The following is a 24,678-nucleotide window of genomic DNA, read 5'->3' as shown; positions in this document are numbered from 1 at the left end:
GCTAAAGCCTTCTCAACCTTTTCCCTTTAACAAACAACGAAAGGCGGTGACATGACATAGTGAGTACATTCAAAAACGAATTCTTAACTTGGGATCAAACGCGTCGAGAGATAAAATCTCTCAATGATGTCGAGAAGAAAGCAATCTCGGGAATGGCTAAAATAGTCAACCAATTAATGCTGAGAAGAAAAGTATTAGGCTTGACTCAGCAGGAGGTAGCTACCAAAGCCGGCATCACACAAGCGCAAGTAGCCCGAGTCGAAAATGAGCATACTATCCCTAAACTAGATACAATATTAAAAATAGCTTCTGCCCTAGATGTCAGCATTGAATTAATAGCGAATGGTGAATCCCATTCATAATAGGAAATAAAATTTATAGGTATATAGGAGACGTTGTGATGTAGCTAGTGTTGAAGATTTGATCTTTTGATACCCCTCTTTCTATATGTTTGAGAGCCGAAAGGCTCTCTTTTTTTGCGCTCTCCGCTATTAGATTCAATATGGATCTTTACGCTGTATACATTTAACGTAATGATTCACACCTGTTACTTTCTGCATTTGCTGAGTCGTTCAATTACATTTATTATCGCGTTCTCCTTTTGATGCTTTTCGGCCTGGGTCCGCGGTGCCGCTCTATGTCCTCGCCGATCACAGCCAGGCGATCATTAATCTGTTGATCTGTCCAGTGATAGGTTGTTACCGGAAATACGGATGCCGGGCGAACCGGCTTATCGAGGAACCGATCTTTCGGTTGCTCCCCAATTGGCGTTGTCGCAGCGAGTTCCGGTTTCCACCTTGCGCGGAGCCGGTTATAAAGCTGGTTGGGTGCTATTCCGTGTTTGCGGGCAAGGTCTTTCAGTTCCTGCGGCACGCGCGTTCGTTTGGTCATTGGTTTATTCCGCTCCTTTCAAGGCTGCATTTGCAATCGCTCGCATCTGCATGGCTGTTTCGTTTGATCGCGCGACCGGGATCTTCTCGAATTGTTCCAGTGCCGCCCGCAGCCGCTCAATCTCCTTGCCTTGATTACGGATCAGTTCTGCGTCTTCCTCAATCCGCGCTTTCTGATCCCAAACTTTGCCTTCCAACTCCGCAACGGCCTTGTCTCGCTTTACCGGACGCCGACTTATTTTTACTGACCAAAGTTCCGCTTTGTGTTTATCAATCAATTCTGATACTCTTTTATTTCTTTCTTCTAACAGGACTTTCAGTCGCTCGATCTCCTGTCTAAGCCCGTGAATACCGTCTTCCATATTCGCCAGTCCGCCTTTTTTTCCAAACTCCAACTCGGTTGTTACTGCCATCCTCAGCAAAGCTTCGTCCGACCGTTGGTTCATATGATCCATTGTGTTCGGCGTAGCCCAAAATGAAGACTCGGTATCTCTGATGCGGGGCACCGACACTCGCAGCCGGAATAACAAATGTTTGTGTGTCGTAACCGATGTCTGCCAATTCATCAAGCACGTCGTCGAGCCCCAAAGTGATGTGCCCAGCAACATTTTCACCAAGGAACCAACGGGGCCGGATCTCACGTAAGAGTCGAGCAACTTCCGGCCAGAGGTGGCGGTCATCCTCCTTGCCTCTTCGCTTCCCGGCGTTGGAGAAAGGCTGGCAAGGATATCCGGCGGAAATAAGGTCAATTGTTCGGGTTGGTCCAATGATTCCATCCTCCTCTAATTTTTCGCGTGTCAGAGTGCGTACGTCGTCGTAGATCGGGCGGCCCGGCCAGTGCTTTTCCAGCACCTTGCGCGGAAACGGTTCCCGCTCGCAAAACGCTACCGTCTCCATTCCTGCCCATTCGGCGGCCAGGTCGATACCGCCAATTCCGCTGAACAGACTGAGCTTCCGCATCATTCCCGGCATCGCGAGCGCTCCCTGCTCCCCACGGTGTCCGCAGGCCGGGCAGGCGTACCGATCTCCGTCACGCTCCATTGCCGATCCACAATCCGGGCATCCGGTTGCCAACGCACTCATATCCCAAAGATTCCGGACGGCCGCTTTTTAATGTTACCTATGCGTGCCTGATCCATCACCAGAATGGCGACTTCTTCGGGTTTTCTTCCAAGCCGGCGCGCAATCACTCGTACGTCCCGGCCTTCTGCCCACATTTCCCGAAATGCGATAAGCTGCGGCTCTCTCCATGTGAAATTGAGTTCTTCACAAGCAATATGGATCGGTTCAAGATCGGTGTTTGCCCGTCGCAGCTCCTGCTGCATACTCATGTCGTCTCCTCCAATGCCTCAATCATTTTGATAAATCCGTCCCGCCCAGCCACCGCCTCGGCGTATACACGCTCAGCGCGCGCCTTCCACGCCGCGGGCACGCTTTTACCGCGCAATCGGTTGCGTTCGGTCGCTGCGGCTTTTACAGCGTTCTCCTGTACGTGCAGATGACGGCGCAGCCTGCGCAGTTCGTACTCTCGATCGACTACCATCCGATATACAGCCGTTCCGGACCGCCTCCTATACCGCTCCACTCTTCGACATGAAAGCCTTTGCTCCGAAATAACAGACCGAAGGTTGTCGAATCGCAGCCGCTCTGCAATTCGATAACGACGTAGCTTTGATTTTTTATCTGCGCGGTGTGAATCGCATCGGTGATCCTGTTGTAAAAGCGTGTGCCTTCTGCCGTTTCACACATAGCCGTAGTAATTTGTTTCATTTTCCAAGTCCCTCCGTAACTGCCATCGTGTGCAGGTTCAGCAGCGTACCGCAGGCACGGCATCGCCGCGTCATTTCGTGATTCTGATAAAACAGACCGAACCTTGATCCGCCACATCCGGTACAGCGCCCGATCTCAGCCTTCTTCGGAAGCGGAATGATTCGTCCGCCGCCGCAGTCTGGGCATACGGTGCGTTCGGGCAGACGTACAGTCGCTTTGATCGTCTTTGCCTTCTTCCCATTCCAACTACACGATTCACATTGGAGCATCATCTTTCCCCCTGGCTGAGGTCTGCTTGTCCGCGCGTCGCGCTTCTGCCGCCCGAATTCGTGCCTCGAACTCTTCGTCCGTCGGCGCTTCGGCGGCGTTATTGGATATAATCGGAAGTGTCGGTTTATCAGATCTTCCAGCGCCACCCGTTTTCCGCTGTCTCTCGCCGACGTTCGGAGCGGGCATGACATCAACCGTTCTCGTTTTACCTTCCGCCGCCCAGCCCTCTAACGTTTTGATCGCGTAGTTAACATGCTTGCCACTGGATTTTTTGACGGAAGCTTCGATCACTCCGGTTTCAACAATGCCGATAAACGCATAAATCCTTTCAAGAGCGTGAAGGTTCATATTTTGTAGGTCACATTGTGTAATGAGTTGATTTAATTTATCTCGTTCATCATCCGAAGGGGGCGAATCCGGCGACGCCGGAGTTCTTTTCCCTTCCCCTTCTCTTCCCTTCTCTTCAGTTCCCTTCTCTTCTCTTCCCTTCTCTTCTAGGGGAATTTCCTGACGGTTCCCGGAATTTCCCGGAATTTCTGTAGGCGGGGCGGGGAATTTGGGCTTTGTTCGCTTGTGCAGACCAGATTGATGCTTCTCGAAATTCACGATCTGGATGACACGATCGCCCTCCGCTTCGTAAAGAAGAATCAGTCCAGCGTCGGCCAAAACGTCCAGAGACCGCGCTACATCAGCGATTCCTTTGTCCAACATCGGAACGACCAGCGCCTTGATCTTCGCGGGCGATCCGGCCATACGACCGAAATCGTCCGTATGAGGGATCATCCAAGTGAAAAGTAGCATGTCAAAAATGTCAGGCAGAAGGTTTACTTTTTCCGATATGGAGATTACTTTGGAGAGCATTCGTTTTTCAGCCATCGACAAACGTTCCTTTCGTTTCCTGCGCGTTCTCGGAAGTTCCGGGAAATTCCCGGAATCTTTCGGAAGCGTAGTTTATGAGCACGGCCATAAGATTTCGCGCCCGAATTCCGGTTGGCGTTTCGTCCAACCAGACGTGGCACTCTTTGCAGAGATGTACGAGATCCAACGCGGACGTTTTGTGCTTGATATGCCGTCGTCCGGTCAGATGGGCACGCTCCGTCGCCCAGGCTTCGCCGCAGAGTTCGCAGATACCGAGACTTCGCGCTTTAAGTTCTACGTCCGCGGAATCGCCGATTTCGCCGAGCTGGCGCTGCGACGGCGCGCTGCGGCGGGTCTTGCCCGGCTTCGGTACCGGGCGGTGTTCGATTTTCATTGCGCGCTCGCTCCTTTCGTGATAATCTTGCCGTAGATGTTTACCAATGGGTCCCGTTGCCGCGGGACCTTTTATTTTTGGATTAAGCCCATTTCTTCTGCCTGTGCACGGTAACGATCGTGCTGCCGCTTGGCGTGAGCGGCGATCTTTTCACGGCCGTGTACGCGCTGATGCCGTTCGAAGATCAGAAAAAACATACAGTTCGACAAAACGCGCATCCCTTCCATCACGCTCCCTCCCGCTGGATCGGCACCCATGCCGCTACGTAAGCGAGCGCATCCTGCAAATCAATCTTCCGTACGTCCTTATAGCTGGCGACCTGCCAGCGGTCTTTGATTTCGCGGTAGAGCTGTTGGAACATCGGACGCCGAGAATCTTTGTCCGACTCAACGCTGCATACTCGCTTGGCGACAGCTTGTTGTAGCGTCCGCTGCTGCCCGCTTGTCAGCGTGATTTCGTTGTCGAGGCGACGCTCCACATCTTCCATCCGCTCGGTGATAATCAACTGGCTGTTAAGCAGGTTTTGGGTAGCTTGTAGGATCGCCTGAACGCCTCCTGCTGCCGGCTTATTCAACTGCGCCATTCTCCCAAACTCCCGAATGTACATTTCCTTGAAACGCGCGGCTTCTTTCCCTGTAAATCCCATTGCCAAGAAAGAAAATCCGTCCTGAGTGATGATGTAGCGCGGCAACGATCTTCCGGATGGATCGGCGTAGGTACTGAGCGCAAAATTGCGTTCAGTGAATTCGGCGCTGCATTCCATATGGACAATGCTCCGCATCACATCCGCATGCCGCTTTCCGAATGTTTCCGCCACCGTAAGGCTGTCTGTTACCGTCTTTCCATTTTCGATGTAGACCAGTTGAGTCATTCTTCTTCCCCCTCGAATTCGATTTTCGTTGTTGGCGGATCGTACGGCGGTAGTCCGGCTCCGGCCCGTGCCTTGTTGAGCGTGATCCGTCCAGATTCAATCGCATCCAGCAGACGCTGCGGCAGCTCCGGCTCGTCAAGCGTGAACGGGATTACGTATTGCGCTTCGAGCCGATCGAGCAGTTTCGTCGCTTGCATCGACCATTGCCACATACGACGGAGCGACACAACTACCGCACCGATCGCTTCCGGGTCAATCCCGACATCATGTAAGCCGAAAACGATGCCCTCAATTCCGTCAAGACTTGCTGTGCTGATTTTGTTTTCAGTCATTTGCTTTTTCCTCCCGTTTTCTGATTTTCGACCCAATCAATGAAATCCGATCTTTCAATCCTTTTCGAAGCCCCGAATTTAGCGTGTCGAATGCCGCCCTGCTCTGGTTCAAGCAGCAGGAATTCGTAAACGCGGCGGCGGGAAATCTTGAGATAACCCGCGATGTCGGCTGCCGTTAAAATAGCCGGTAGTTTTTCCTTCTCCATAATGCTCTCCCCCTTCCCTGGAATACTTACGCAATACGTAAGTTGTGGCTAAAAAAAATTCTTCCTGCTTCTTCCGGCTGGATTCCCAGCACAGCAACAAGCTTTCTCATGACTTCCGCCGAGGGTTGAACTTTGCCTTTAAATACGGCGGAAAGCGTATTTCTGTTAATTCCTGAAGCTTCCGACAAGGCGACGATAGTCGGAATGTCCTTATCAATCATTTTCTTTTTGAGCGCAGCTACGTCTGTTTTATATTCCAATCTAATCACCTCCAATTATTCTTACGTATTGCGTAAGTCGATAATAGCATCGTATTCGCAAAAGAGTCAATACGTATTGCGTAAGTTTTTATTTGAAATGCAATAAAATAATTGCATATTGCGTAAGTTTACTTTACTATCAGGTGTAGAGAGGTGGTTTAAAATGTCATCTATTAATCAAAGAATTAAAAGCCGTCGACTTGCTTTAGGATTGACTTTAGCAGAAGTAGCCGAAAGGCTCGGCGTAAAAGAAGCAACGACCCAACGTTACGAGAGTGGGGAAATTAAAAATATCAAACACGAAACTATAGCCGCTTTAGCGGAAATTTTGAAATGTTCACCAGCGTACATAATGGGATGGGAGGAAATCGTCCAACAAAATGATTCACTCATATCCGAATCAGAAAGATCATTACTCGACAAATATAGAGTCTTGGACGAAAAGGGAAAACATACTGTGAACACGGTGCTCGATATGGAATACTTCCGTATCGAAAAACCTCACCTTACAGTTGTGGCCGCACATAACGACGACATGTCCGATGAACAAATCGGTTTAATGGAACAAGACCTCGCCGATCTGAAAGAGCATCATAGAAAAAAACGAGGTGACAACGAGTGAATTTATACGAGGAGCTTATCCAAGAATCTTTCCAGCTAGGGCTCATCGTTTATGAGCGAGAATTCCGCTCCGGCGCTCGCGGTCTTATTGACGGAAACCTCATCGGCATACGTCGTTCGCTGACAAGTAGAGAAAAGAGCGGCATATTAGCCGAAGAAATAGGGCATCATTATACAGGCGTCGGTCGTTCGCTGAGCCGAAGCTTAAACAGCAGACGACAAGAAGTGCGCGCGCGGCAATGGGGCCACATTCGAATTATCCCGTTCTCTCGTTTTCTCGACGCTCACCGCGCGCGTATAAGCGGCAGATACGACTTGGCTGCCTATTTAGATGTGGCTGAGGTATTTTTACAAGAGGCTGTTGATCGCTACAAGGACAAGCACGGCTTGTTTGTGGAGCTGGACGACGAACACACCCTTTGCCTAGATCCACTGTTCGTAATCGAGCCTTACGCGCACGCTTATAAGGAGGTGGTCTGTTCTGCAAAATTGGAGTAATCAAAAATACAAGAGAGGTGGATGCTTTGAAGGGACACGTTTATAAGCCTGGATGCAAATGCCCAAAAGCTCAAAAATGTAAATGCGGAGCGAAGTGGGGCTTCTTGGTGGACGTAGGAATTAACCCCGCCACCGGAAAAAGAAAACAAAAATTCAAGGGCGGGTTCTCTACAAAGAAAGAGGCAGAGGCTGCGAAGGTCACATTCTTGGCGGAAGTACAAGCGGTAGGATTTGTCGATCCTTCCAAGGCTATGTTCGCGGATATAGCAAACGAATGGTTGGAGTCTTACGCGGCTGATGCCGAACTGAAGCCTGGGACCATACGAATACGCAAGCACGAAATCGGTCGATTGAATTTGCGGCTCAAATTCGCCAGGATTAAAGACATTTCGGCGGGCCAGTACCAGGAAGCGCTAAGGCAGCTTAAAGAAGAAGATGGGTTCGCGGATAATACGATGAGCGGCCTGCACGGAACGGCTCGGATGATATTCAAGTATGCAAGAAAAATGGAATACATCAAAAAGGACCCAACTGAATTTGCTCGCGTTCCTCGGAGCAAAAAGACCGTCGAGCAGATCGAAGGCAAAGCTGAATTACCAAAGTATATGGAAAAGCATGAGTTGGCGCAGTTCCTCAAAACTGCCGAAGAGCGAGGATTGGATCGGGACTACGAATTTTTCTGTCTTTTGGCATATAGCGGCATACGGGTCGGGGAATTGCTCGCGTTGAAATGGTCGGACTTGGACTTCGAAAAAGGAATCATTTCGATAACGAAGACTCTTTATAATCCGAAGAACAATCCACTGTCATTCGAATTGCTTACTCCAAAGACGAAGCGCTCGGTTCGGAAAATCGTTATGGACGACGAAGTCATGAAGCTGCTAAAGTCGTTGAAAATTCGCCAAGCAGAATTTAAGCTGCGTACCCCTGAATATTTTGACGGAGGATTCGTTTCGGCGATCATAGGAAATCGAAAGAATCCGGGTTATCCTGACGTTGTGAAAGTGATAGCCTTACGAATGCAGCGCATAAATAAACTTGCAGGTTTGAGTGAATCATTCACTCCTCACACTTTCCGCCACACGCATACTTCGCTTCTCGCGGAAGCTCGTGCCACGCTCGATTCAATCATGGAGCGATTAGGCCATGCGGACGACGAAGTAACACGCCTCATCTATACCCACGTTACACAAGACCTCAAAAAAGAAGCCGCCCAGAGATTTAGTGATCTCATGAACGGCTTACGTTAAATATTCGTTAAATTATTGATCTGTCGATTAAAGCGGTGCTAGATGTAGCAAGGGTTTGTGGCCCTTACTTACATCATGCCGCCCATACCGCCCATGCCGCCCATATCCGGAGCAGCCGCGCCGGCCGGTTCCGGCTTGTCCGCGATTACGGATTCGGTGGTCAGGAACATCGCCGCTACGGAAGCCGCGTTTTGCAGAGCGGAACGCGTAACTTTCGCAGGGTCTACGATGCCTGCGTCGAACATGTTGACCCATTCGCCCGTTGCAGCGTTGTAGCCAATGCCGACTTCTTCTTTTTTCAGACGGTCCACGATAACGGAACCTTCTTCGCCGGCGTTAGCCGCGATTGTGCGGATCGGCTCTTCCAGAGCGCGCAGAACGATGTTCACGCCTGTTTTTTCGTCGCCGGATACTTCTACCGCAGCTACCGCTTTGTATACGTTCACGAGGGCTGTACCACCACCGGATACGATACCTTCTTCAACGGCTGCGCGAGTTGCGTTCAGCGCGTCTTCGATCCGCAGTTTGCGTTCTTTGAGTTCGGTTTCCGTTGCCGCGCCGACTTTGACAACCGCTACGCCGCCGGCCAATTTAGCCAGACGCTCTTGCAGTTTTTCTTTGTCGAACTCGGAAGTTGTTTCTTCCAGTTGCGAACGGATTTGGTTCACGCGTGCATCGATATCGGATTTGTCGCCGGCACCGTCTACGATCGTCGTGTTTTCTTTCGTTACGCGTACTTGACGAGCCGTACCCAGTTGATCCAGCGTCGCTGCTTTCAGTTCCAGGCCGAGCTTCTCCGTGATCACTTGGCCGCCTGTCAGAGCCGCGATATCTTGCAGCATCGCTTCGCGACGGTCGCCGAAGCCAGGAGCTTTAACGGCAACCGCGTTGAACGTGCCGCGCAGTTTGTTCAGAACCAGCATTGGCAGCGCTTCGCCTTCTACGTCTTCAGCGATGATGACGAGGGCGCGGCCTTGCTGTACGATTTTCTCCAGCAACGGCAGGATGTCCTGAGTCGTGCTGATTTTTTTATCGGTGATCAGGATGTATGGGTTCTCCAGAACCGCTTCCATCTTGTCCGTGTCCGTGATCATGTAAGGGGAAATGTAGCCGCGGTCGAATTGCATGCCTTCCACGACTTCCAGTTCCGTTGCGAATCCGCGGGATTCTTCAACCGTGATTACGCCGTCTTTGCCCACTTTTTCCATCGCTTCAGCAATCAGTTCGCCGACTTCTTCGTCCGCTGCGGAGATTGCCGCAACCTGAGCGATCGATTGTTTGCCTTCGATCGGCTTCGCGATGTTTTGCAGTTCAACAACAGCCGCTTTTACCGCTTTGTCGATCCCTTTGCGGATGATCATTGGATTAGCGCCAGCCGTTACGTTTTTCAGACCTTCGCGAATCATCGCTTGAGCCAGAACCGTCGCCGTAGTCGTACCGTCACCGGCTACGTCGTTCGTTTTGGTCGCGACTTCTTTGACCAGTTGAGCGCCCATGTTTTCAAAAGCGTCTTCCAGTTCGATTTCTTTTGCGATCGTTACGCCGTCGTTCGTGATCAGCGGGCTACCGAATTTTTTCTCCAGTACCACGTTGCGTCCTTTTGGACCGAGTGTTACTTTTACCGCGTTTGCCAGTGCGTCCACGCCGCGAAGCATCGAACGACGAGCTTCTTCTCCGAACAGAATATCTTTAGCCATTATCGAATAACCTCCCTGGAATTATGGATGAGTCAGATCAGATGTTACCGAGCATCTTATGTGTAAGGATGACACTTAAGCCAAGATGGCGTGAATGTCGCTTTCTTTCATAATCAGGTATTCTTTACCTTCGTACTTCACTTCGGTTCCGGCATATTTGGAGAACAGGACACGATCGCCTTCTTTGACTTCGAGCGGAGTGCGCACGCCGTCTTTCAGAATGCCGCTGCCTACAGCGATAACCTTGCCTTCTTGCGGCTTCTCTTTCGATGCATCCGGAAGCACGATGCCGAACGAAGTCGTTTCCTCCTGCTGGATTGGTTCTACGAGTACGCGTTCACCCAAAGGTTTAATCATGAAAAATAGCCTCCTTGTAAAGGTTAAATTGAGACAAGCATTGATTTTTATCGTTAGCACTCGACAACCCAAAGTGCTAACAGCCAAGTTTTATATTACTAGTCTCTCCGCAAAATTTCAAGTCCCCCCGCACAAAAAAAGACTCCCTGCACTACATAGGGTCGTCCTTCTTGTACGGCGTGCCTGTCAAAGGCCGCAAGGGCCTGTTCTGCCGCCTACTGTCGGTATTGGCCCGTCACCATCAACAGGGCTTCCGGCAGTTGATCCATGATCGCTGCAAAGTTCTCGTGCACGCCTTTCGGCGTTCCCGGCAGGTTGACGATCAGCGTACGTCCGCGAATCCCGCAAATGCCGCGGAACAGCATCGCCGCGCGGTTTTTTTGCATCACGTTCATCCGCATCGCTTCCGCCATGCCCGGTACTTCCCGCTCGATGACACGCTTGGTCGCTTCCGGCGTCACGTCGCGGTTGGCCAGTTCCGTACCTCCGGTCGTGAGGACCAGATCGGCTTGAAAATAATCGGTCATTTCGATCAATGCAGCCATAATCTCGTCCAGTTCGTCGGGTACGATCCGGTATTCGATAATCTCTCCGCCTACTTCTTCTTCCACCAGTTCCCGGATCACCTGCGCGCTCGTATCCTCCCGCTCGCCTCGTGCTCCCTTATCGCTGGCTGTCAAGACTGCCACTTTCCACAGCATGAGGTCACCTCTTCTCATCCATCACTCTTCTTGCTCCTGGCGTATTACGCAAAGATACATTCATTTCTAAATCTATATGGCGCTGCAAAGCCGACAGTCGGATGTTCAGGCATTTCCTGTCATATTCGTCATGCCGGCCGGCACAATCAGAAGTTCCAGCCGAAAGTCGTGCGGCTCCATCGGTACTTCCTCCACAACCTGTTCATCGAAGGCCAGAGCCCAGTATCCGGGTTTTGCCCCGGCAACTTGGAAACGCTGAGCCAAACGATCATAGAAGCCGCCCCCGTAACCGATCCGCCCTCCTTTAAGATCGAAGGCCAATCCCGGTACCAAGACCACGTCGATATCGCCAAGCCGCTCTTCCGGCCACTCCGGCAGTTCTGGCTTCGGTTCCGGAATACTCCAACTGCCCGACGCTTCGTCTGTTGCATCGCTCATTTCAAGCAGCCGCATGCGGCGGGTTCCTTTTTCGATCCGCGGTGCCAGAACAATATCGCCGCGCAGTCGGCACTCGGCCAGCAGCGGACGTACATCCAGCTCACTGCGAAAAGACAGATAGCCAAGCACGACCAAAGGCTTTCCTTTGCGTTCGCGCAGTGCACCCAGCCGACTTGCAGCCAATCCGCATACGGTGGTTGAACATAACGGACGCAGCGATTGTGGCAGTTCCTCCCTGATTCGCTCCATTCGGCGCCGAAGCTCCACCTTATCCGCTACAGGTTCGATACCGCTCGCCTCCCGCATTCTCTTCTGTTCTCTTTTTTGTTCTCACATGCTCAAGTTTATCATTGTTTTGCGCAAATAACCACCGCTGACAGGGCGCTTGAGTCCCCTAGGTGGCTTTTTCTACTTAAATGTCCTGCTTCCTTTTGGTTTTTCGGCGCTATTAATGTAAAATAAAAAAATAAAAGACCTGCGAGAAGCAATGGAGGATACAGAATCATGCTACTGCAAGCTACGGGAATTACCAAAAGATACGGCGTTCAGAGCATCTTGGAAGGCATTACGTTTCAAGTGCTTGAACGCGAACGAATCGGCCTGGTCGGCGTAAACGGCGCAGGCAAATCGACATTGCTCAAAATTCTGGCCGGAGAAATGTCTCATGACGAAGGTCAGATTTTTAAAAACAAAGAAACGACGCTCGGCTATCTGGCCCAAAACAGCGGCTTGCAGTCGGATCGGACCATACAAGAGGAAATGCTGGATGTGTTCGCCGATTTGCTCGATGCCGAGAAAGAAATCCGCGAGATGGAGCTGGAAATCACCGAAGGTTCATCCCACTCCGAACAAGACAAAGCGTACCAGGATCTGCTTAACCGCTACGCGATGCGCTCCGACTGGTTCAGAGACCGCGGCGGTTACGAGATCGGCACCAAAATCCGCAGCGTGCTGCACGGCATGGGCTTCGGCGAATTCGACCCGGCTACCATCGTCTCGACGCTCAGCGGCGGCCAGCGCACCCGGTTGGCTTTGGCGAAAATGCTGCTGCAAGCGCCCGACCTGCTCATGCTCGACGAACCGACCAACCATCTGGATATCGAGACGCTAACCTGGCTGGAGGACTATTTGCGAAGTTATGAAGGCGGCCTGCTGATCGTGTCCCACGACCGCTATTTCCTGGACAAAACGGTCACGGCGATCGTGGAGATCGAACGTCACCGCGCACGTCGATACACGGGCAATTACAGCCGCTATACCGAGGTCAAAGCCGCCGAATACGAAGCCGACCTGAAGCAGTATGAAAAGCAGCAAGGCGAGATCGCGAAAATGGAAGCGTTCGTTCAGCAAAATATCGTCCGGGCCTCCACCACCAAGCGTGCGCAAAGCAGGCGTAAAGCGCTGGAGAAAATGGAGCGTCTTGACCGCCCGGCGGGCGATCTGAAACGGGCCAACTTCTCGTTCCAGTCTGCTTATAGCTCCGGCAAAGACGTGCTGCACGTCGACGGACTGTCCGCTTCCTATGAAGGCAAAGACAAGCTGTTCCGGAACGCTTCGTTCGCGCTGAGCCGCGGCGAGACGGTTGCGTTGATCGGACCCAACGGCGTCGGCAAATCCACCCTGCTCAAAACGTTGATCGGCAAGCGTCAACCGGACGAAGGCCGAATCACCTGGGGAGCTAAAATCCAAATCGGCTACTACGATCAGGATCAAGATACGTTGAACCCGCAGAACACGGTATTGGAAGAGCTATGGGGCACTTATCCGCATATGGAAGAAGCCCGTATCCGCACGGTGCTCGGCAGCTTCCTGTTCAGCGGCGAAGACGTATTGAAAAAAATCTCGGCACTTAGTGGCGGGGAAAAAGCACGCGTGCTGCTGTCCAAGCTGATGCTGCTCGAAGCCAATACGCTTGTACTCGATGAGCCGACCAACCACTTGGATCTGTACAGCAAAGAAGTTTTGGAATCGGCTTTGATGGACTTTGACGGCACGCTGCTGTTCATCTCCCACGACCGTTATTTCCTCAACAAAATGGCCGAACGCGTGATCGAGTTGAGCCCGAACGGCATTGACGGCTACCTCGGCAACTACGACGACTATGTGGAGAAAAAGCTGGAACTGGAAGAAATCGCGCGCGAAGCAGCCGTACTGAGCGGCAACCGCCCGAAGCCTTCCGCGTTCAGCGCAGCCTCGGCGGTCGCCAACGAAGCAGTGGACGATTCAAAAAATACACAGGCGTCATTCGAGGAAAGCAAACAGGCCAAGCGCGAAGAACGTAATCGTCAACGTCGTCTGGAGCAGCTGGAAGTGTTGATCGCCGAATTGGAGAGCGCCATAGCGGCACTTGAACTGGAGTTGACACTTCCGGAAATTTACGAAGATTACATGGCGATTCAAGAACGTCAATTGTCGATCGATACCAACAAGACAGAGCTTGCCGCTGCTTTCGATGAATGGGAAACCTTGGCGGCGGAATAATTTTTTTTGTCAAGGCACTTTTTCATCTATCCCTGTTATCCACCGTCTTATCCACAGAAAATAGAGTTAACTCGCTATCTTACCGGCCTTTTTGGTCGGTTTTTTTGTTTTCTTACGGCCTTTTTTAACTTCAAACCAATTTTATCCACTTACTTATCCACGTTATCCACAGATTTAAAGTTTGTGATTTGAAAAACATATCCCCTTTTGCAAACAAAATGAAGATGGCGTTTGGCGGGACTTTGAAGCGGTTATCCACTATTCGAAGGGGATATGTGGATAAGTTTATTCAGGGATTGACAAGCAGAAGTAAAATGTGCGTAAAAGTCTCTAATGGATTTCCGTAATAAAAAATATCCCGTCAAACGCAAATCGCGTTCGCAAGGATACTTTTAAAAGGTAGCCAAGTGCTTTAGGTAATCTCCCCGTTTCGCCAGACCGCGTCCGCTTCGGACTTCAGCTCATCTATAGAACTTTTTATCCGGAAAGCCTCAACAAGACTTTCCAGCCTGCCTGCACGCATATAATCGATCAGGTTTATGCGTTCGATCTGGGCTTTAATATTCATCCCGCGGCCTCCTTTCACGTTCGGACATAGCGGATCGGATTAAGAGCGGCTAGCGGTTGCTTCGACCGACCAGTCTTCCAGCGACATCCCCGGCTCTCCTTTGATATACAAATCGCTGACTTCGCCGCGCGTCCATTTCACATAGGCTGCCGCTCCGATCATTGCCGCATTATCCGTGCAATACTTCATCGGAGGGATCAGCAGCGGAATGCTTTCTGCCTCACATCGTGCCGTCAACGCGCTCCTCAAGCCGCCGTTCGCCGCAACGCCGCCGCACAGCAGCAGCTGCTTCGCGCCGAACTCGTGCACGGCACGGATCGCTTTGGCAACCAGCACCTCGACCACGGACTCCTGAAATCCTCGCGCGATGCCGCCTTTATCGACTTCTTCGCCTTTCATGCGACTCTGATTGACCAGATTCAGCACGGCCGATTTCAAACCGCTCAAGCTGAAATCGTAAGAGCCTTCTTCGAGCCATACCCTCGGCAGCGTCACGGTAGATTCGGAAGCCTGGGCCGCTTTATCGACATGAGGACCGCCCGGATACGGGAAACCCAGCGCGCGCGCCACTTTATCGTAAGCTTCGCCGACCGCATCGTCACGCGTCTGCCCCATGACTTCAAAACGTCCTTCGCTCTCCATCCGCACAATCTCTGTATGACCGCCGGAAACGACCAACGCGATTGCCGGGTATTGCACGTCTGCGATCAATTGGTTGGCATAGATATGTCCGGCGATATGATGCGTGCCGATTAACGGCTTGTCCAGCGCAAAAGCCAACGCTTTCGCCGCCATGATGCCGACCAGCAGCGCACCGACCAGTCCGGGACCTTCCGTAACCGCGATCGCGTCCAACTCGTCCGGCTGAAGCCCGGACTCGGCGATTGCCTGTTCGAGCAGCAACGTGATGCACTCCACATGCTGCCGCGATGCTACCTCAGGCACGACTCCGCCGAAAGCTTTATGCGTTTCGATCTGGCTTGCCACGAGATTCACCAGCACCTCGCGGCCGTTCTTGACGACTGCGACCGATGTCTCATCGCAGCTTGTTTCTACCGCCAGCATGTACACGTCTTTGTCTTGTACAGGCCGAGCTTTTTCATTTGACACCTTATTCATGCTTCTTACACGCTTCCTTCCGTATTTCCGGCCGTTCGCGGATGGTCCTTAAGATCAATCCACATAATGACGGCATCCTCGTTGTTATCGGAATAATACCCTTTGCGGATTCCGATTTCCCGAAATCCCATTTTGATATACAGATTGCGGGCCACGTCATTGCTGACTCGAACTTCAAGCGTCGCCCGTTCAAGTTCCAGCGCTTGCGCCATATCGAGCAGCTCACTCAACAATTGCTCGCCCAGCTTGCGTCCTCGGTATGCGGTACGTACCGCGATATTCGTAATATGCGCTTCGTCGACGACCGTCCACATACCTGCGTATCCGGCAGGAACGCCGTCGACTTCCATCATCACGTAGCGGGCAAAATGGTTCATGGTCATCTCGCTGCGGAAAGCTTGCTCCGTCCACGGCAGCGAAAAAGATTCGTGCTCGATGACCATCACATCCGGGATATCTTCGAGCCGCATGGCGCGAAAGGTGACAGACGGCCGGCCCGAAGGCTCTGCCGATTCGGTTTCTCGATGCTGCATATAATGCGGCCCCCTTTTTTGTGTGTATCCGATTATTGAGAATTACGAAGCAGGTTTGCTTCTGCTTCGGTCACCTGCGTATAGTTCGGCAGAAGCGAATGCGCTTCGGTAGTATCGCCCGCGGCAAGCTTGCGCTGCCCGATCCGGCCGATCCAGCGTGCTTCGGTTACGCAATCCTGCAACTTCACCTGTTCCGCAGACACTCCGGCCAACTCGGCGATCGCAAGTACGGTTTCCGCATGTTTGACCGTTTCTCCGGTAAACAGGATATGGTCCGGCCGCTCGGATGGAACAAGTGCGTTGAATCGTTCAGCAAGCTTCGCTGTCCATTCGCTTGTAAGCAAAATAGCATCGTCCGCCAAGCGCTGCATGGAAAAACCGTCTTCTGATCTATCGGAATCCGATTTCTTTTCCCCCGGCGCCTTAGCTTCAAATAACGCAGTATAAGCTTGTCCGCGTCTGGCGTCGACAAGCGGAATAATCCAGGTCTTTCCACGAAGAGCCGCAATCTCCAATCCGGAAGCCGCTTGCGCTTCCAGGCTGGACACGGCGACTACGGGAAGCTTCAAAGCCCAAGCCAAAGTCTTCGTCGTCGTTACGGCAATACGTACTCCCGTGTACGAACCGGGCCCCACGCCGACCGCAATAGCGGCCAGATCGCGTTTGTTTGTCCCCGAATCGTGTAGGGCGCGTTCGATCTCCGGCAGCAGATTAACCGAATGATTGCGCTCCGCCAGATTATTGCTCTCGATCAATACGTTGGCCTCGTCCAACACCGCTACGGCTTGCGCGGCGCTGGACGTATCCAACGCAAGAATCCGACCCTGCGATCGGTTAGGCTTTTCCATCTTATAATTCCCCATCCTTCTTCGATTCTCCTTGCGCTGCGCCTGCTTCGTTCGTTATTTGTGGCGGTTCGGGCAGCTCTGCGATCCACTGTACATAAGGAGTGCCGACACCTTTGCAATGAATGGTCCGGCCTTCGCCTCCCGTATGCTCAATATGCAGGTTCAGACGTTCTTCCGGCAGCAGGTCCGGAATGATCGAAGCCCATTCGACCAGCGAGACGCCCTGGCCCTCAAAATATTCGTCCAAGCCCAGATCCTCCGCTTCATCCTGCGAGATCCGGTAGACATCCATATGGTAGAGAGGCAAACGCCCTTCATATTCTTTAATTAACGTAAAAGTAGGACTGTTCACGACACCTTTGACGCCCAGCGCAGCGGCAAAACCTTGCGAAAACTTCGTTTTCCCCGCGCCCAGATCGCCATCGAGTGCCACGACCGTCCCCGGCTGGGCCAAATTCGCAAAATACGCCGCTAAAGCTGCGGTATCCGCTTCGCCGTGCGATACCCACGATTTCGTTGCTTTTTCATATGCGTGCACGCTTTCTTCCACCTTCGCTTCCTGTCCGGTCAGCCGCTAACTTGCAAGCCGACCGGTTTGTTGATCTTCTCATTATAGCGCAAATATGTGATGCTCAACACTCCCGCTTTACGCCACGTCCCTTTTCCGAAAAACCCAGAAGGTCAGGCCCAGGAACACCGCATAATAGACGGCCAGCACGGCGATCGAAAATCCAAGCGTGGTCACGCCGTAGTTCCCGGTATCGGAAGCCAGGTACTGACCCAGGTTCAGGTTGGCAAAGATCAGGTAACGACCGAGTTCGTATTTGGAAGGGTCGGCCAGCAGCGTCACCAGCGAGCCCATGAAGATCAACACGATGGTCAATGCCACGGACAGCGAGTTGCTGCGGAACAAAGAAGCGAACATGAAGGCCATCGTCACATAGATCAACGTATCGACTAACCGATAAAGCAACGCCCACCAGAAATAGTCGGCCAAGCTACCCGCGAGTTGACCCAAAATATCGCTTGAGCTGGATGAAGTATCGAACAATACTGCGGACATGCCCAGGCTTACCAGCATAAGCAGCGCGTACAAGGTCAAAATAAACAGCAGTATCGAGACGTACTTGGAAAGCAAAATCTTGATCCGGCTCCACGGACGAATCAGCAGCAGCTTGATCGTTCCCCGCGAAAACTCGCCCGCTACCGAATCCGCCGCCACGGCGATCGAAAAAACGGTCGGCAGGAACCAGAATTGCAGCATCGTATTCATCGAACTCCACATACCGATTCCATCGCTCACGAAACGGAACAAGACCGGCATCAGAATCGCGACTAACAGCAAGATGCCCAGCATAATCCATGTTCGTGGCCGGGCATGGATTTTGATATTTTCGTTATGCACCAATCGGAAAAAGTTAGACAATCTGTCCGCCTCCCGTCATCTCCAGGAATTGATCTTCCAGCGAGCGCTTCTGCGGACGAATGCCGTATACCGCGATTCCCGCTTGTACCAGACGCGCATTGATTTCGGCAATCCCTTCGCGATTCGTGCGCACGACCAAACGGCCCTCGCGAATTTCGCCTCCGCCGAGCAGCGCGATCGCTTGCTCGATCTGCGAGACGTCGAAGATCGTTTCCAGCAGCGTCTCCGTATCCGTTTCGCTGTTCAACTGCCGCACGTCGATCAACTTGCCTGCCTGAATGATCGCGACCGAATCGCACATCAGTTCCATTTCGCTGAGCAAGTGACTCGATACGAACACAGTCGTACCTTCTCGGCGCGTCAACTCGCGCAGATAATCGCGCAATTCGCGGATACCCTGCGGATCGAGACCGTTGGTCGGTTCGTCCAAAATCAGCAGCTTGGGCCGATGCAGGATCGCTTGCGCGACGCCCAACCGTTGACGCATGCCGAGCGAATAGGTGGATACCTTGTCATGAATCCGCTGCTGCAAGCCCATAAAACGAACCACTTCGTCGATCCGCTCTTTGGATACGTCGGAGCGCATTCGGGCATACTGCCGCAAATTCGCGTAGCCGCTAAGATAGCTGTACATTTCGGGATTTTCGACGATAGCTCCGACCTGCGCGATCGCCCGCTCGAAGTCTCCGGCAATACTGTGTCCGCAAATGGCAATATCCCCTGCGGTCATTTTCATCAAGCCGGTCATCATGCGGATCGTCGTCGTTTTGCCCGATCCGTTCGGTCCGAGGAATCCGAATACCTGCCCCGGCGGAACGTCGAGTGTCAGTCCTTCGATGATCGTTTTGCGGCCGATTGTTTTGACGATGTTTTTGAAACGGACGACCGGTTCGCTGACTATAGAAGCCTTGTCGTTTGCTTGAGTGATCTTTTCGCTGATCGTTTCCATGTGCATGCCTCCTTTGGATGATCTCTGAAAAACGCTACGTTAACAATGTAACATAGCTGGGCGTCACATCCGTTATTTTCAGCAAAAAAGCCCACCTGTTTCTCCAAGAGAAACAGATGGGCTTTGGAAACGATAAAAAGTAAAGCTTCAAGCTATCGGGGTCATGCCTCGAACAACAACCCGAATCAGCCGCCTGTACGGGCCAGCTCGCGCATATTGGCTTCAAACGCTGCCAGCAATGCGGCTTCGCCGGTCAGACCTGTCGATTCCGCTTTCTCGATCTGCTCCAGCATCCGTTTGTAATCTTTCGGAATGACGCGGACGAAGCGTGCCGACGTCTGTTCCCAACCGTCGAGAATCAGCTTCGCTACACCGCTATCGGTCAGCTCGGCATGGCGTTCGATCATGCCGCGGACTTCTTCTTTTTCCGCCGCGTCTTCGATCGTTTCCAGCAGCACCATCTCCAGGTTGCAACGGTTGACGAAATCGCCTGCTCCGTCATAGACGTAAGCGACGCCGCCCGACATGCCTGCCGCGAAATTGCGTCCCGTCGCGCCGAGCACCACCACGCGTCCGCCGGTCATGTATTCGCAACCGTGGTCGCCCGTGCCTTCGACGACGATTTTTGCGCCGGAGTTCCGGACCGCGAAGCGCTCGCCGGCAATACCGCTGATGTACGCTTCGCCGCCTGTCGCGCCGTAAAGGGCCGTGTTGCCGATGATGATGTTTTCTTCCGACTTGAACGTCGATTTCGGATCGGGCTTAACAATAATTTTGCCGCCCGAAAGGCCTTTGCCGACATAGTCGTTGGAATCGCCAGTGACTTGAAGCGTGATGCCTTTCGGCACGAACGCCCCGAAGCTCTGACCTGCCGAACCGGTAAAACGCAGCGTAATCGTGTCGTCCGGAAGTCCGGCCGCACCGTATTTACGCGTGACTTCGCTGCCCAGAATCGTGCCTGCCGCGCGGTCCACGTTGGTGATCTTGAACTCCGCTTCGACCTTATCCCCGTTTTCCAAAGCAGGGGCGGCGGCTGTCAGCAGTTCGCGCATGTCGAGCGTATGCTCCAGGCCGTGGTTCTGCGTCTGCGTACGGAACGGCGAGCTGCCTTCCGGAAGCTGCGGGATGTGCAACAGCGGCGTCAGATCCAGCCCTTTCTTTTTCCAATGGTGCGAAGCGTCTACCGCGTCCAGGCAATCCGTGCGGCCGACCATTTCTTGAATGGTGCGGAAGCCGAGGGTAGCCATCAGTTCGCGCAGATCTTCGGCCACGAATTTCATGAAGTTCACGACATGATCCGGATCGCCCATGAAGTTTTTGCGCAGTTCCGGGTTCTGCGTGGCTACGCCGACCGGACAAGTATCCAGCTGGCAGACACGCATCATGATACAGCCGACCGCCACGAGAGGCGCCGTCGAGAAGCCATATTCTTCCGCTCCGAGCAATGCGGCTACTGCCAGATCGCGTCCCGACAGCATTTTGCCGTCTGTTTCCAACACGACGCGGTCGCGCAGATTGTTCAGGATCAGCGTCTGATGCGTTTCGGCAAGACCCAGCTCCCACGGCATACCCGCGTGACGGATCGAGCCTTGCGGCGACGCGCCCGTACCGCCGTCGTAACCGCTGACGAGGATAATATCGGCGCGGCCTTTGGCAACGCCTGCCGCAATCGTGCCGACACCGACTTCGGATACCAGCTTCACGTTGATGTCCGCGCGCGGATTCGCATTTTTCAAGTCATAGATCAGCTCGGCCAAATCTTCGATCGAGTAGATATCGTGGTGCGGCGGAGGCGAGATCAGACCTACGCCCGGCGTGGAACCCCGCACTTCGGCTACCCAAGGGTACACTTTACGGCCCGGCAATTGTCCGCCTTCGCCCGGTTTTGCGCCTTGCGCCATCTTGATCTGAATCTCGTCGGCATTGACCAGATAGTTCGAAGTGACGCCGAAGCGGCCCGAAGCGACCTGTTTGATCGCGCTGCGGCGGGAATCGCCGTTCGCATCCGTCACGAAGCGCGCCGGATCTTCGCCGCCTTCGCCCGTGTTGCTTTTGCCGCCGATCCGGTTCATGCCGATCGCAAGCGATTCGTGCGCTTCTTTGCTGATCGAACCGAACGACATCGCGCCGGTTTTGAAGCGTTTCATGATCGACTCGATCGGCTCGACTTCTTCCAAAGGAACCGGTTCGCCGACAGGTTTGAGGTTCAGCAGCGCACGCAGCGTCAGATGCTTTTTGGACTCGCCTTCGACCAATCGCGCATATTTTTTATACGTTTCGTAATCGCCCGTGCGAACGGCATGTTGCAGCAAATGGATCGTTTGCGGATTGAACAAATGTTCCTCGCCGTCACTGCGCCATTGGTAATCGCCGCCGGAATCCAGCACCTTGTCGATACCGTCTTTGTCGGAGAACGCGCGGTTATGTTGCAGCAGCGTATCGAATGCCACTTCTTCCAGGCCGATACCGCCGATACGGGTCGGCGTCCAGGTGAAGTAACGGTCCACGAAGTCCGATTTGAGACCTACAGCTTCGAAGATCTGCGCGCCGCGGTAAGACTGGATCGTCGAAATGCCCATTTTGGACAAAATCTTCACGACGCCCTTGGTCATGCCTTTGATAAAGTTTTTAACGGCTTTCTCGTGCGAGATGCCTCTGAGCATGCCTTGAGCGATCATGTCTTTCAGCGTCTCGAATGCCAGGTACGGGTTCACCGCACTGATGCCGTAGCCGAGCAAGAGCGCGAAATGGTGCACGTCGCGCGGTTCGCCCGATTCGAGCAGCATGGTCACTTTGGTACGCGTGCCTTGACGGATCAAATGGTGGTGCATCGTCGCAACAGCCAGCAATGCCGGAATCGCCGCGTTTTCGCGATCCACGCCTTTGTCGGACAAGATCAGAATGTTGTGGCCTTTGTCGATCACTCGGTCAGCCGCTTTGCACATGGCGTCGAGCGCATCGCGCAAACCTTCCGCGCCGCGAGCCGCTTCGAAAAAGATCGGAATCGTCATCGCGCGGAAGCCCGGACGGTGACGGTGTACGTGACGGATCTTCGCGAAATCTTCATTGGAAAGGACCGGCGTGTCAAGCGAGATCATGCGACAGCTTTCCGGTTCTGCGACCAGCAAATTGCGCTCCGCACCGATTGCGGTCGAAGCCGAGGTTACGATTTCTTCGCGGATCGCGTCGATCGGCGGGTTCGTCACTTGGGCAAACATTTGCTTGAAGTAGTTGTACAGACGCTGCGGCTTATCCGACAGCACCGCGATCGGAGCGTCGTAGCCCATCGAGCCTGTCGCTTCAATGCCCGTGGAAGCGATCGGTTCAAGCGTTTTGCGCAGCTCTTCGAACGTGTAGCCGAACGACAATTGCAGCTGCGTCACGTTCTCGTGCTTCGGAGCCGGCGGCTCTTGCGCGTCAGGCAGTTCGTCCAGATTGATCATATGCTCGTTCAACCATTCGCGATACGGCTGCTCGGACGAGATTTGTTCTTTCACTTCTTCGTCCGACACGATGCGGCCTTGCTTGGTGTCGATCAGCAGCATACGGCCTGGACGCAGACGGTCTTTGTACAGAATGTCTTCAGGCGCGACATCGAGTACGCCCGCTTCGGAAGACAGGATGATCCGGTCGTCTTTGGTTACGTAGTAGCGTGCCGGGCGAAGTCCGTTACGGTCGAGAATCGCGCCGATTTGCACGCCGTCCGTGAACGCCATTGCAGCCGGTCCGTCCCAAGGCTCCATCAGGCAGCTATGGTATTCGTAAAAGGCTTTTTTCGTATCGTCCATCGTTTCGTGCTTGCTCCACGGTTCCGGCACCATCATCATGGCAACGTGCGGCAGCGAGCGTCCGCTCAGGTACAAAAATTCGAACGTGTTATCGAACATCGCCGTATCGGAGCCGTCCGGGTTGATGACCGGTTTTACTTTGTCCAGATCAGGACCGAATACTTCGCTCTCGAACAGCGCTTGGCGTGCGTGCATCCAATTGACGTTGCCGCGCATCGTGTTGATCTCGCCGTTGTGGATCATAAAACGATACGGGTGTGCACGATCCCAGCTCGGGAACGTATTCGTACTGAAACGGGAGTGGATCAGCGCGATCGCCGAAGCCAACTTTTCGTCCGCCAGATCGGGGTAGAACAATCCGACCTGCGCAGTTGTCAGCATGCCCTTGTACACGATCTTGAGGCTCGACAAACTTGGAATGTAGAACGACTCCGCGCCTTCGCCTTCCGCATAGCGGATCGACATCTCGGCCAGACGGCGGATCACATACAATTTCCGTTCAAAAGCCAGATCGTCCGTTCCGTTCACTTCTCCGCGTCCGATAAACACTTGGCGAACGCAAGGTTTGGCCGCTTTCGCGGAGAAGCCCAGCGTGCTGTCGTCCGTCGGTACGGTGCGGAATCCAAGCAGCTTTTGTCCTTCTGCCTGAATGATCTCACCCAGCAGATACTCGTGACGCGCACGGATCTTGTCGTCCATAGACAGGAACAACATGCCGACCCCGTAGTCCCCGGCTGCCGGAAGCGTGAAGCCCAAGTCCTGGGACGCGAAAAAGTCGTGCGGGATTTGCAGCATGATGCCCGCTCCGTCGCCGGAGTTCGGCTCCGCGCCTTGACCGCCGCGGTGCTCCATGTTTTCCAGCATCGTCAATCCGTCGCGAACGATATTGTGCGCGGGCGTTCCTTTGATATTGGCAATAAAGCCCATGCCGCAGGCGTCTTTTTCGAACTGCGGATCGTATAGACCCTGTTTCGGAGGCAATCCAGTCATTTCATCAAACAACCTTTCTGTAATGAAATTCATTCATCCCGACAAAGAGATAAGGCGCTCGCACGTCGCAAGCTGCTGAAAAGCCACGGATATAAGAGAACAGACTCCTTTTCGCACCCAACGGAGGCTCCGCAGGGGTCAAAAAGCAGTCTTCCACATCCTGCAAAAAGCAGGGTCGCAGTTGGATTTTTAGTTCCCCCATTGTAACATTCGGCTCGTAAGACGCGCAATTTAAATCTTTGATCAGCCTGATCAAAATTACTGGTGCGGAGAAGCATTAGTACAGTGATGCGTCAGACGGGACGGCAGCCTGCCGCAACGATTACAAAGAAAGACAGGTATGATTTTGAGTCATTATACGACAAAAAAAAGGCTTTGCCTATGCTTGCGGCGATTAGTCCAAGCAATGATGCAAAATGTGCAAAAAAGGAAGGCGCCACGTTGTGGGCTGGGCTGACGAAAAGTTTTGTGCGACTTTGACGGAATGAGCTTCATCCGGATACTTTCCGATCGGCGTTTTAAAAATAAATACGGATATACACTTATTTTCTTCAGATTTTGCG

30 protein-coding genes are annotated in these 24,678 nt (G+C 53.0%); 5 read left to right on the top strand and 25 right to left on the bottom strand.

The window, feature by feature from the left end; genetic code table 11:
- Nucleotides 1-59: 59 nt before the first annotated feature.
- Nucleotides 60-362 carry a helix-turn-helix transcriptional regulator gene (locus WKI47_RS22260; protein WP_340229387.1) on the top strand — a complete coding sequence of 101 codons (303 nt, stop codon included), beginning with the start codon at nucleotides 60-62 and terminating at the stop codon, nucleotides 360-362.
- Between the two features lie 223 nt (nucleotides 363-585).
- Here WKI47_RS22260 and WKI47_RS22255 read toward each other — a convergent pair whose 3' ends face one another.
- From WKI47_RS22255 to WKI47_RS22195, 13 genes are all read right to left on the bottom strand, one after another.
- A complete protein-coding gene (locus WKI47_RS22255; protein WP_340229386.1) occupies nucleotides 586-891 on the bottom strand; it encodes a hypothetical protein in 306 nt (101 codons plus the stop codon).
- Nucleotides 892-895: 4 nt separating this feature from the next.
- A complete protein-coding gene (locus WKI47_RS22250) occupies nucleotides 896-1,252 on the bottom strand; it encodes a hypothetical protein (protein WP_340229385.1) in 357 nt (118 codons plus the stop codon).
- Nucleotides 1,227-1,850 carry a DNA (cytosine-5-)-methyltransferase gene (locus tag WKI47_RS22245; RefSeq protein ID WP_340229706.1) on the bottom strand — a complete coding sequence of 208 codons (624 nt, stop codon included), beginning with the start codon at nucleotides 1,848-1,850 and terminating at the stop codon, nucleotides 1,227-1,229. Before WKI47_RS22245 ends, WKI47_RS22250 begins: the two co-directional genes overlap by 26 nt.
- Nucleotides 1,851-1,969: 119 nt before the next feature.
- On the bottom strand, nucleotides 1,970-2,221 hold the full coding sequence (locus tag WKI47_RS22240) for a helix-turn-helix domain containing protein (protein ID WP_340229384.1): 252 nt from the start codon (nucleotides 2,219-2,221) through the stop codon (nucleotides 1,970-1,972).
- Entirely contained in the window at nucleotides 2,218-2,433 is a 216-nt protein-coding gene (locus tag WKI47_RS22235) for a hypothetical protein (RefSeq protein ID WP_340229383.1), read from the bottom strand. Before WKI47_RS22235 ends, WKI47_RS22240 begins: the two co-directional genes overlap by 4 nt.
- A complete protein-coding gene (locus tag WKI47_RS22230) occupies nucleotides 2,427-2,660 on the bottom strand; it encodes a hypothetical protein (RefSeq protein WP_340229382.1) in 234 nt (77 codons plus the stop codon). The genes WKI47_RS22235 and WKI47_RS22230 overlap by 7 nt, the downstream gene beginning before the upstream one ends.
- Nucleotides 2,661-2,915: 255 nt before the next feature.
- Entirely contained in the window at nucleotides 2,916-3,806 is an 891-nt protein-coding gene (locus tag WKI47_RS22225; RefSeq protein ID WP_340229381.1) for a DNA replication protein DnaD, read from the bottom strand.
- A complete protein-coding gene (locus WKI47_RS22220) occupies nucleotides 3,799-4,182 on the bottom strand; it encodes a hypothetical protein (RefSeq protein WP_340229380.1) in 384 nt (127 codons plus the stop codon). Before WKI47_RS22220 ends, WKI47_RS22225 begins: the two co-directional genes overlap by 8 nt.
- A gap of 71 nt (nucleotides 4,183-4,253) precedes the next feature.
- Nucleotides 4,254-4,409: a hypothetical protein gene (locus tag WKI47_RS22215; RefSeq protein ID WP_340229379.1), complete on the bottom strand. Its 156-nt coding sequence runs from the start codon at nucleotides 4,407-4,409 to the stop codon at nucleotides 4,254-4,256.
- The gene (locus WKI47_RS22210; protein ID WP_340229378.1) at nucleotides 4,409-5,053 is read right to left on the bottom strand and encodes a Rha family transcriptional regulator; all 645 of its coding nucleotides are present in this window, start codon (nucleotides 5,051-5,053) and stop codon (nucleotides 4,409-4,411) included. Before WKI47_RS22210 ends, WKI47_RS22215 begins: the two co-directional genes overlap by 1 nt.
- On the bottom strand, nucleotides 5,050-5,385 hold the full coding sequence (locus WKI47_RS22205) for a hypothetical protein (protein ID WP_340229377.1): 336 nt from the start codon (nucleotides 5,383-5,385) through the stop codon (nucleotides 5,050-5,052). The genes WKI47_RS22210 and WKI47_RS22205 overlap by 4 nt, the downstream gene beginning before the upstream one ends.
- A complete protein-coding gene (locus tag WKI47_RS22200) occupies nucleotides 5,382-5,591 on the bottom strand; it encodes a helix-turn-helix domain-containing protein (RefSeq protein WP_340229376.1) in 210 nt (69 codons plus the stop codon). The genes WKI47_RS22205 and WKI47_RS22200 overlap by 4 nt, the downstream gene beginning before the upstream one ends.
- 26 nt (nucleotides 5,592-5,617) lie before the next feature.
- On the bottom strand, nucleotides 5,618-5,851 hold the full coding sequence (locus WKI47_RS22195; RefSeq protein WP_340229375.1) for a helix-turn-helix transcriptional regulator: 234 nt from the start codon (nucleotides 5,849-5,851) through the stop codon (nucleotides 5,618-5,620).
- A gap of 163 nt (nucleotides 5,852-6,014) precedes the next feature.
- Between WKI47_RS22195 and WKI47_RS22190 the strand changes: the two genes are divergently transcribed.
- The 3 genes from WKI47_RS22190 to WKI47_RS22180 all read left to right on the top strand — a co-directional run bounded on the left by WKI47_RS22190 (nucleotide 6,015) and on the right by WKI47_RS22180 (nucleotide 8,220).
- On the top strand, nucleotides 6,015-6,473 hold the full coding sequence (locus WKI47_RS22190) for a helix-turn-helix transcriptional regulator (protein ID WP_340229374.1): 459 nt from the start codon (nucleotides 6,015-6,017) through the stop codon (nucleotides 6,471-6,473).
- The gene (locus WKI47_RS22185; RefSeq protein WP_340229373.1) at nucleotides 6,470-6,970 is read left to right on the top strand and encodes an ImmA/IrrE family metallo-endopeptidase; all 501 of its coding nucleotides are present in this window, start codon (nucleotides 6,470-6,472) and stop codon (nucleotides 6,968-6,970) included. The genes WKI47_RS22190 and WKI47_RS22185 overlap by 4 nt, the downstream gene beginning before the upstream one ends.
- A gap of 104 nt (nucleotides 6,971-7,074) precedes the next feature.
- Nucleotides 7,075-8,220 (top strand): tyrosine-type recombinase/integrase, encoded by a 1,146-nt coding sequence (locus tag WKI47_RS22180; protein ID WP_340229372.1) that lies wholly within the window; start codon nucleotides 7,075-7,077, stop codon nucleotides 8,218-8,220.
- A 68-nt stretch (nucleotides 8,221-8,288) separates the two neighbouring features.
- On the opposite strand, the gene groL is transcribed toward WKI47_RS22180, so the two are convergent.
- From groL to WKI47_RS22160, 4 genes are all read right to left on the bottom strand, one after another.
- A complete protein-coding gene (gene groL, locus WKI47_RS22175) occupies nucleotides 8,289-9,917 on the bottom strand; it encodes a chaperonin GroEL (RefSeq protein WP_340229371.1) in 1,629 nt (542 codons plus the stop codon).
- A gap of 75 nt (nucleotides 9,918-9,992) precedes the next feature.
- A complete protein-coding gene (gene groES / locus WKI47_RS22170; RefSeq protein WP_340229370.1) occupies nucleotides 9,993-10,274 on the bottom strand; it encodes a co-chaperone GroES in 282 nt (93 codons plus the stop codon).
- Nucleotides 10,275-10,489: 215 nt separating this feature from the next.
- On the bottom strand, nucleotides 10,490-10,975 hold the full coding sequence (locus tag WKI47_RS22165; protein ID WP_340229369.1) for a MogA/MoaB family molybdenum cofactor biosynthesis protein: 486 nt from the start codon (nucleotides 10,973-10,975) through the stop codon (nucleotides 10,490-10,492).
- 105 nt (nucleotides 10,976-11,080) lie between these two features.
- Nucleotides 11,081-11,719 (bottom strand): 5-formyltetrahydrofolate cyclo-ligase, encoded by a 639-nt coding sequence (locus WKI47_RS22160; RefSeq protein WP_340229368.1) that lies wholly within the window; start codon nucleotides 11,717-11,719, stop codon nucleotides 11,081-11,083.
- A 198-nt stretch (nucleotides 11,720-11,917) separates the two neighbouring features.
- Between WKI47_RS22160 and WKI47_RS22155 the strand changes: the two genes are divergently transcribed.
- The gene (locus tag WKI47_RS22155; protein WP_340229367.1) at nucleotides 11,918-13,894 is read left to right on the top strand and encodes an ABC-F family ATP-binding cassette domain-containing protein; all 1,977 of its coding nucleotides are present in this window, start codon (nucleotides 11,918-11,920) and stop codon (nucleotides 13,892-13,894) included.
- 412 nt (nucleotides 13,895-14,306) lie between these two features.
- On the opposite strand, the gene WKI47_RS22150 is transcribed toward WKI47_RS22155, so the two are convergent.
- The 8 genes from WKI47_RS22150 to gltB form a co-directional block, all read right to left on the bottom strand.
- Nucleotides 14,307-14,462 (bottom strand): hypothetical protein, encoded by a 156-nt coding sequence (locus WKI47_RS22150; RefSeq protein WP_340229366.1) that lies wholly within the window; start codon nucleotides 14,460-14,462, stop codon nucleotides 14,307-14,309.
- A gap of 39 nt (nucleotides 14,463-14,501) precedes the next feature.
- Nucleotides 14,502-15,581: a tRNA (adenosine(37)-N6)-threonylcarbamoyltransferase complex transferase subunit TsaD gene (gene tsaD, locus WKI47_RS22145; RefSeq protein WP_340229365.1), complete on the bottom strand. Its 1,080-nt coding sequence runs from the start codon at nucleotides 15,579-15,581 to the stop codon at nucleotides 14,502-14,504.
- 5 nt (nucleotides 15,582-15,586) lie between these two features.
- Nucleotides 15,587-16,114: a ribosomal protein S18-alanine N-acetyltransferase gene (gene rimI / locus WKI47_RS22140; protein ID WP_340229364.1), complete on the bottom strand. Its 528-nt coding sequence runs from the start codon at nucleotides 16,112-16,114 to the stop codon at nucleotides 15,587-15,589.
- A gap of 32 nt (nucleotides 16,115-16,146) precedes the next feature.
- Complete coding sequence (gene tsaB / locus WKI47_RS22135) at nucleotides 16,147-16,977, bottom strand: tRNA (adenosine(37)-N6)-threonylcarbamoyltransferase complex dimerization subunit type 1 TsaB (RefSeq protein ID WP_340229363.1); 831 nt, start codon at nucleotides 16,975-16,977, stop codon at nucleotides 16,147-16,149.
- Nucleotides 16,964-17,500 carry a tRNA (adenosine(37)-N6)-threonylcarbamoyltransferase complex ATPase subunit type 1 TsaE gene (tsaE, locus tag WKI47_RS22130; RefSeq protein ID WP_340229362.1) on the bottom strand — a complete coding sequence of 179 codons (537 nt, stop codon included), beginning with the start codon at nucleotides 17,498-17,500 and terminating at the stop codon, nucleotides 16,964-16,966. Before tsaE ends, tsaB begins: the two co-directional genes overlap by 14 nt.
- 108 nt (nucleotides 17,501-17,608) lie before the next feature.
- The gene (locus tag WKI47_RS22125) at nucleotides 17,609-18,388 is read right to left on the bottom strand and encodes an ABC transporter permease (protein WP_340229361.1); all 780 of its coding nucleotides are present in this window, start codon (nucleotides 18,386-18,388) and stop codon (nucleotides 17,609-17,611) included.
- A complete protein-coding gene (locus tag WKI47_RS22120) occupies nucleotides 18,381-19,337 on the bottom strand; it encodes an ABC transporter ATP-binding protein (protein ID WP_340229360.1) in 957 nt (318 codons plus the stop codon). The genes WKI47_RS22125 and WKI47_RS22120 overlap by 8 nt, the downstream gene beginning before the upstream one ends.
- A gap of 185 nt (nucleotides 19,338-19,522) precedes the next feature.
- Nucleotides 19,523-24,115, bottom strand: coding sequence for a glutamate synthase large subunit (gene gltB, locus WKI47_RS22115; RefSeq protein ID WP_340229359.1), 4,593 nt, complete (start codon nucleotides 24,113-24,115; stop codon nucleotides 19,523-19,525).
- Nucleotides 24,116-24,678 lie beyond the last annotated feature (563 nt).

The sequence above is a fragment of the Saccharibacillus sacchari genome (genome assembly GCF_037722395.1).
Taxonomy (GTDB): Bacteria; Bacillota; Bacilli; order Paenibacillales; family Paenibacillaceae; genus Saccharibacillus; species Saccharibacillus sacchari_A.
The sequence above is the reverse complement of the archived record's forward strand: the minus strand, read 5'-3'. Positions and strand labels throughout refer to the sequence as shown.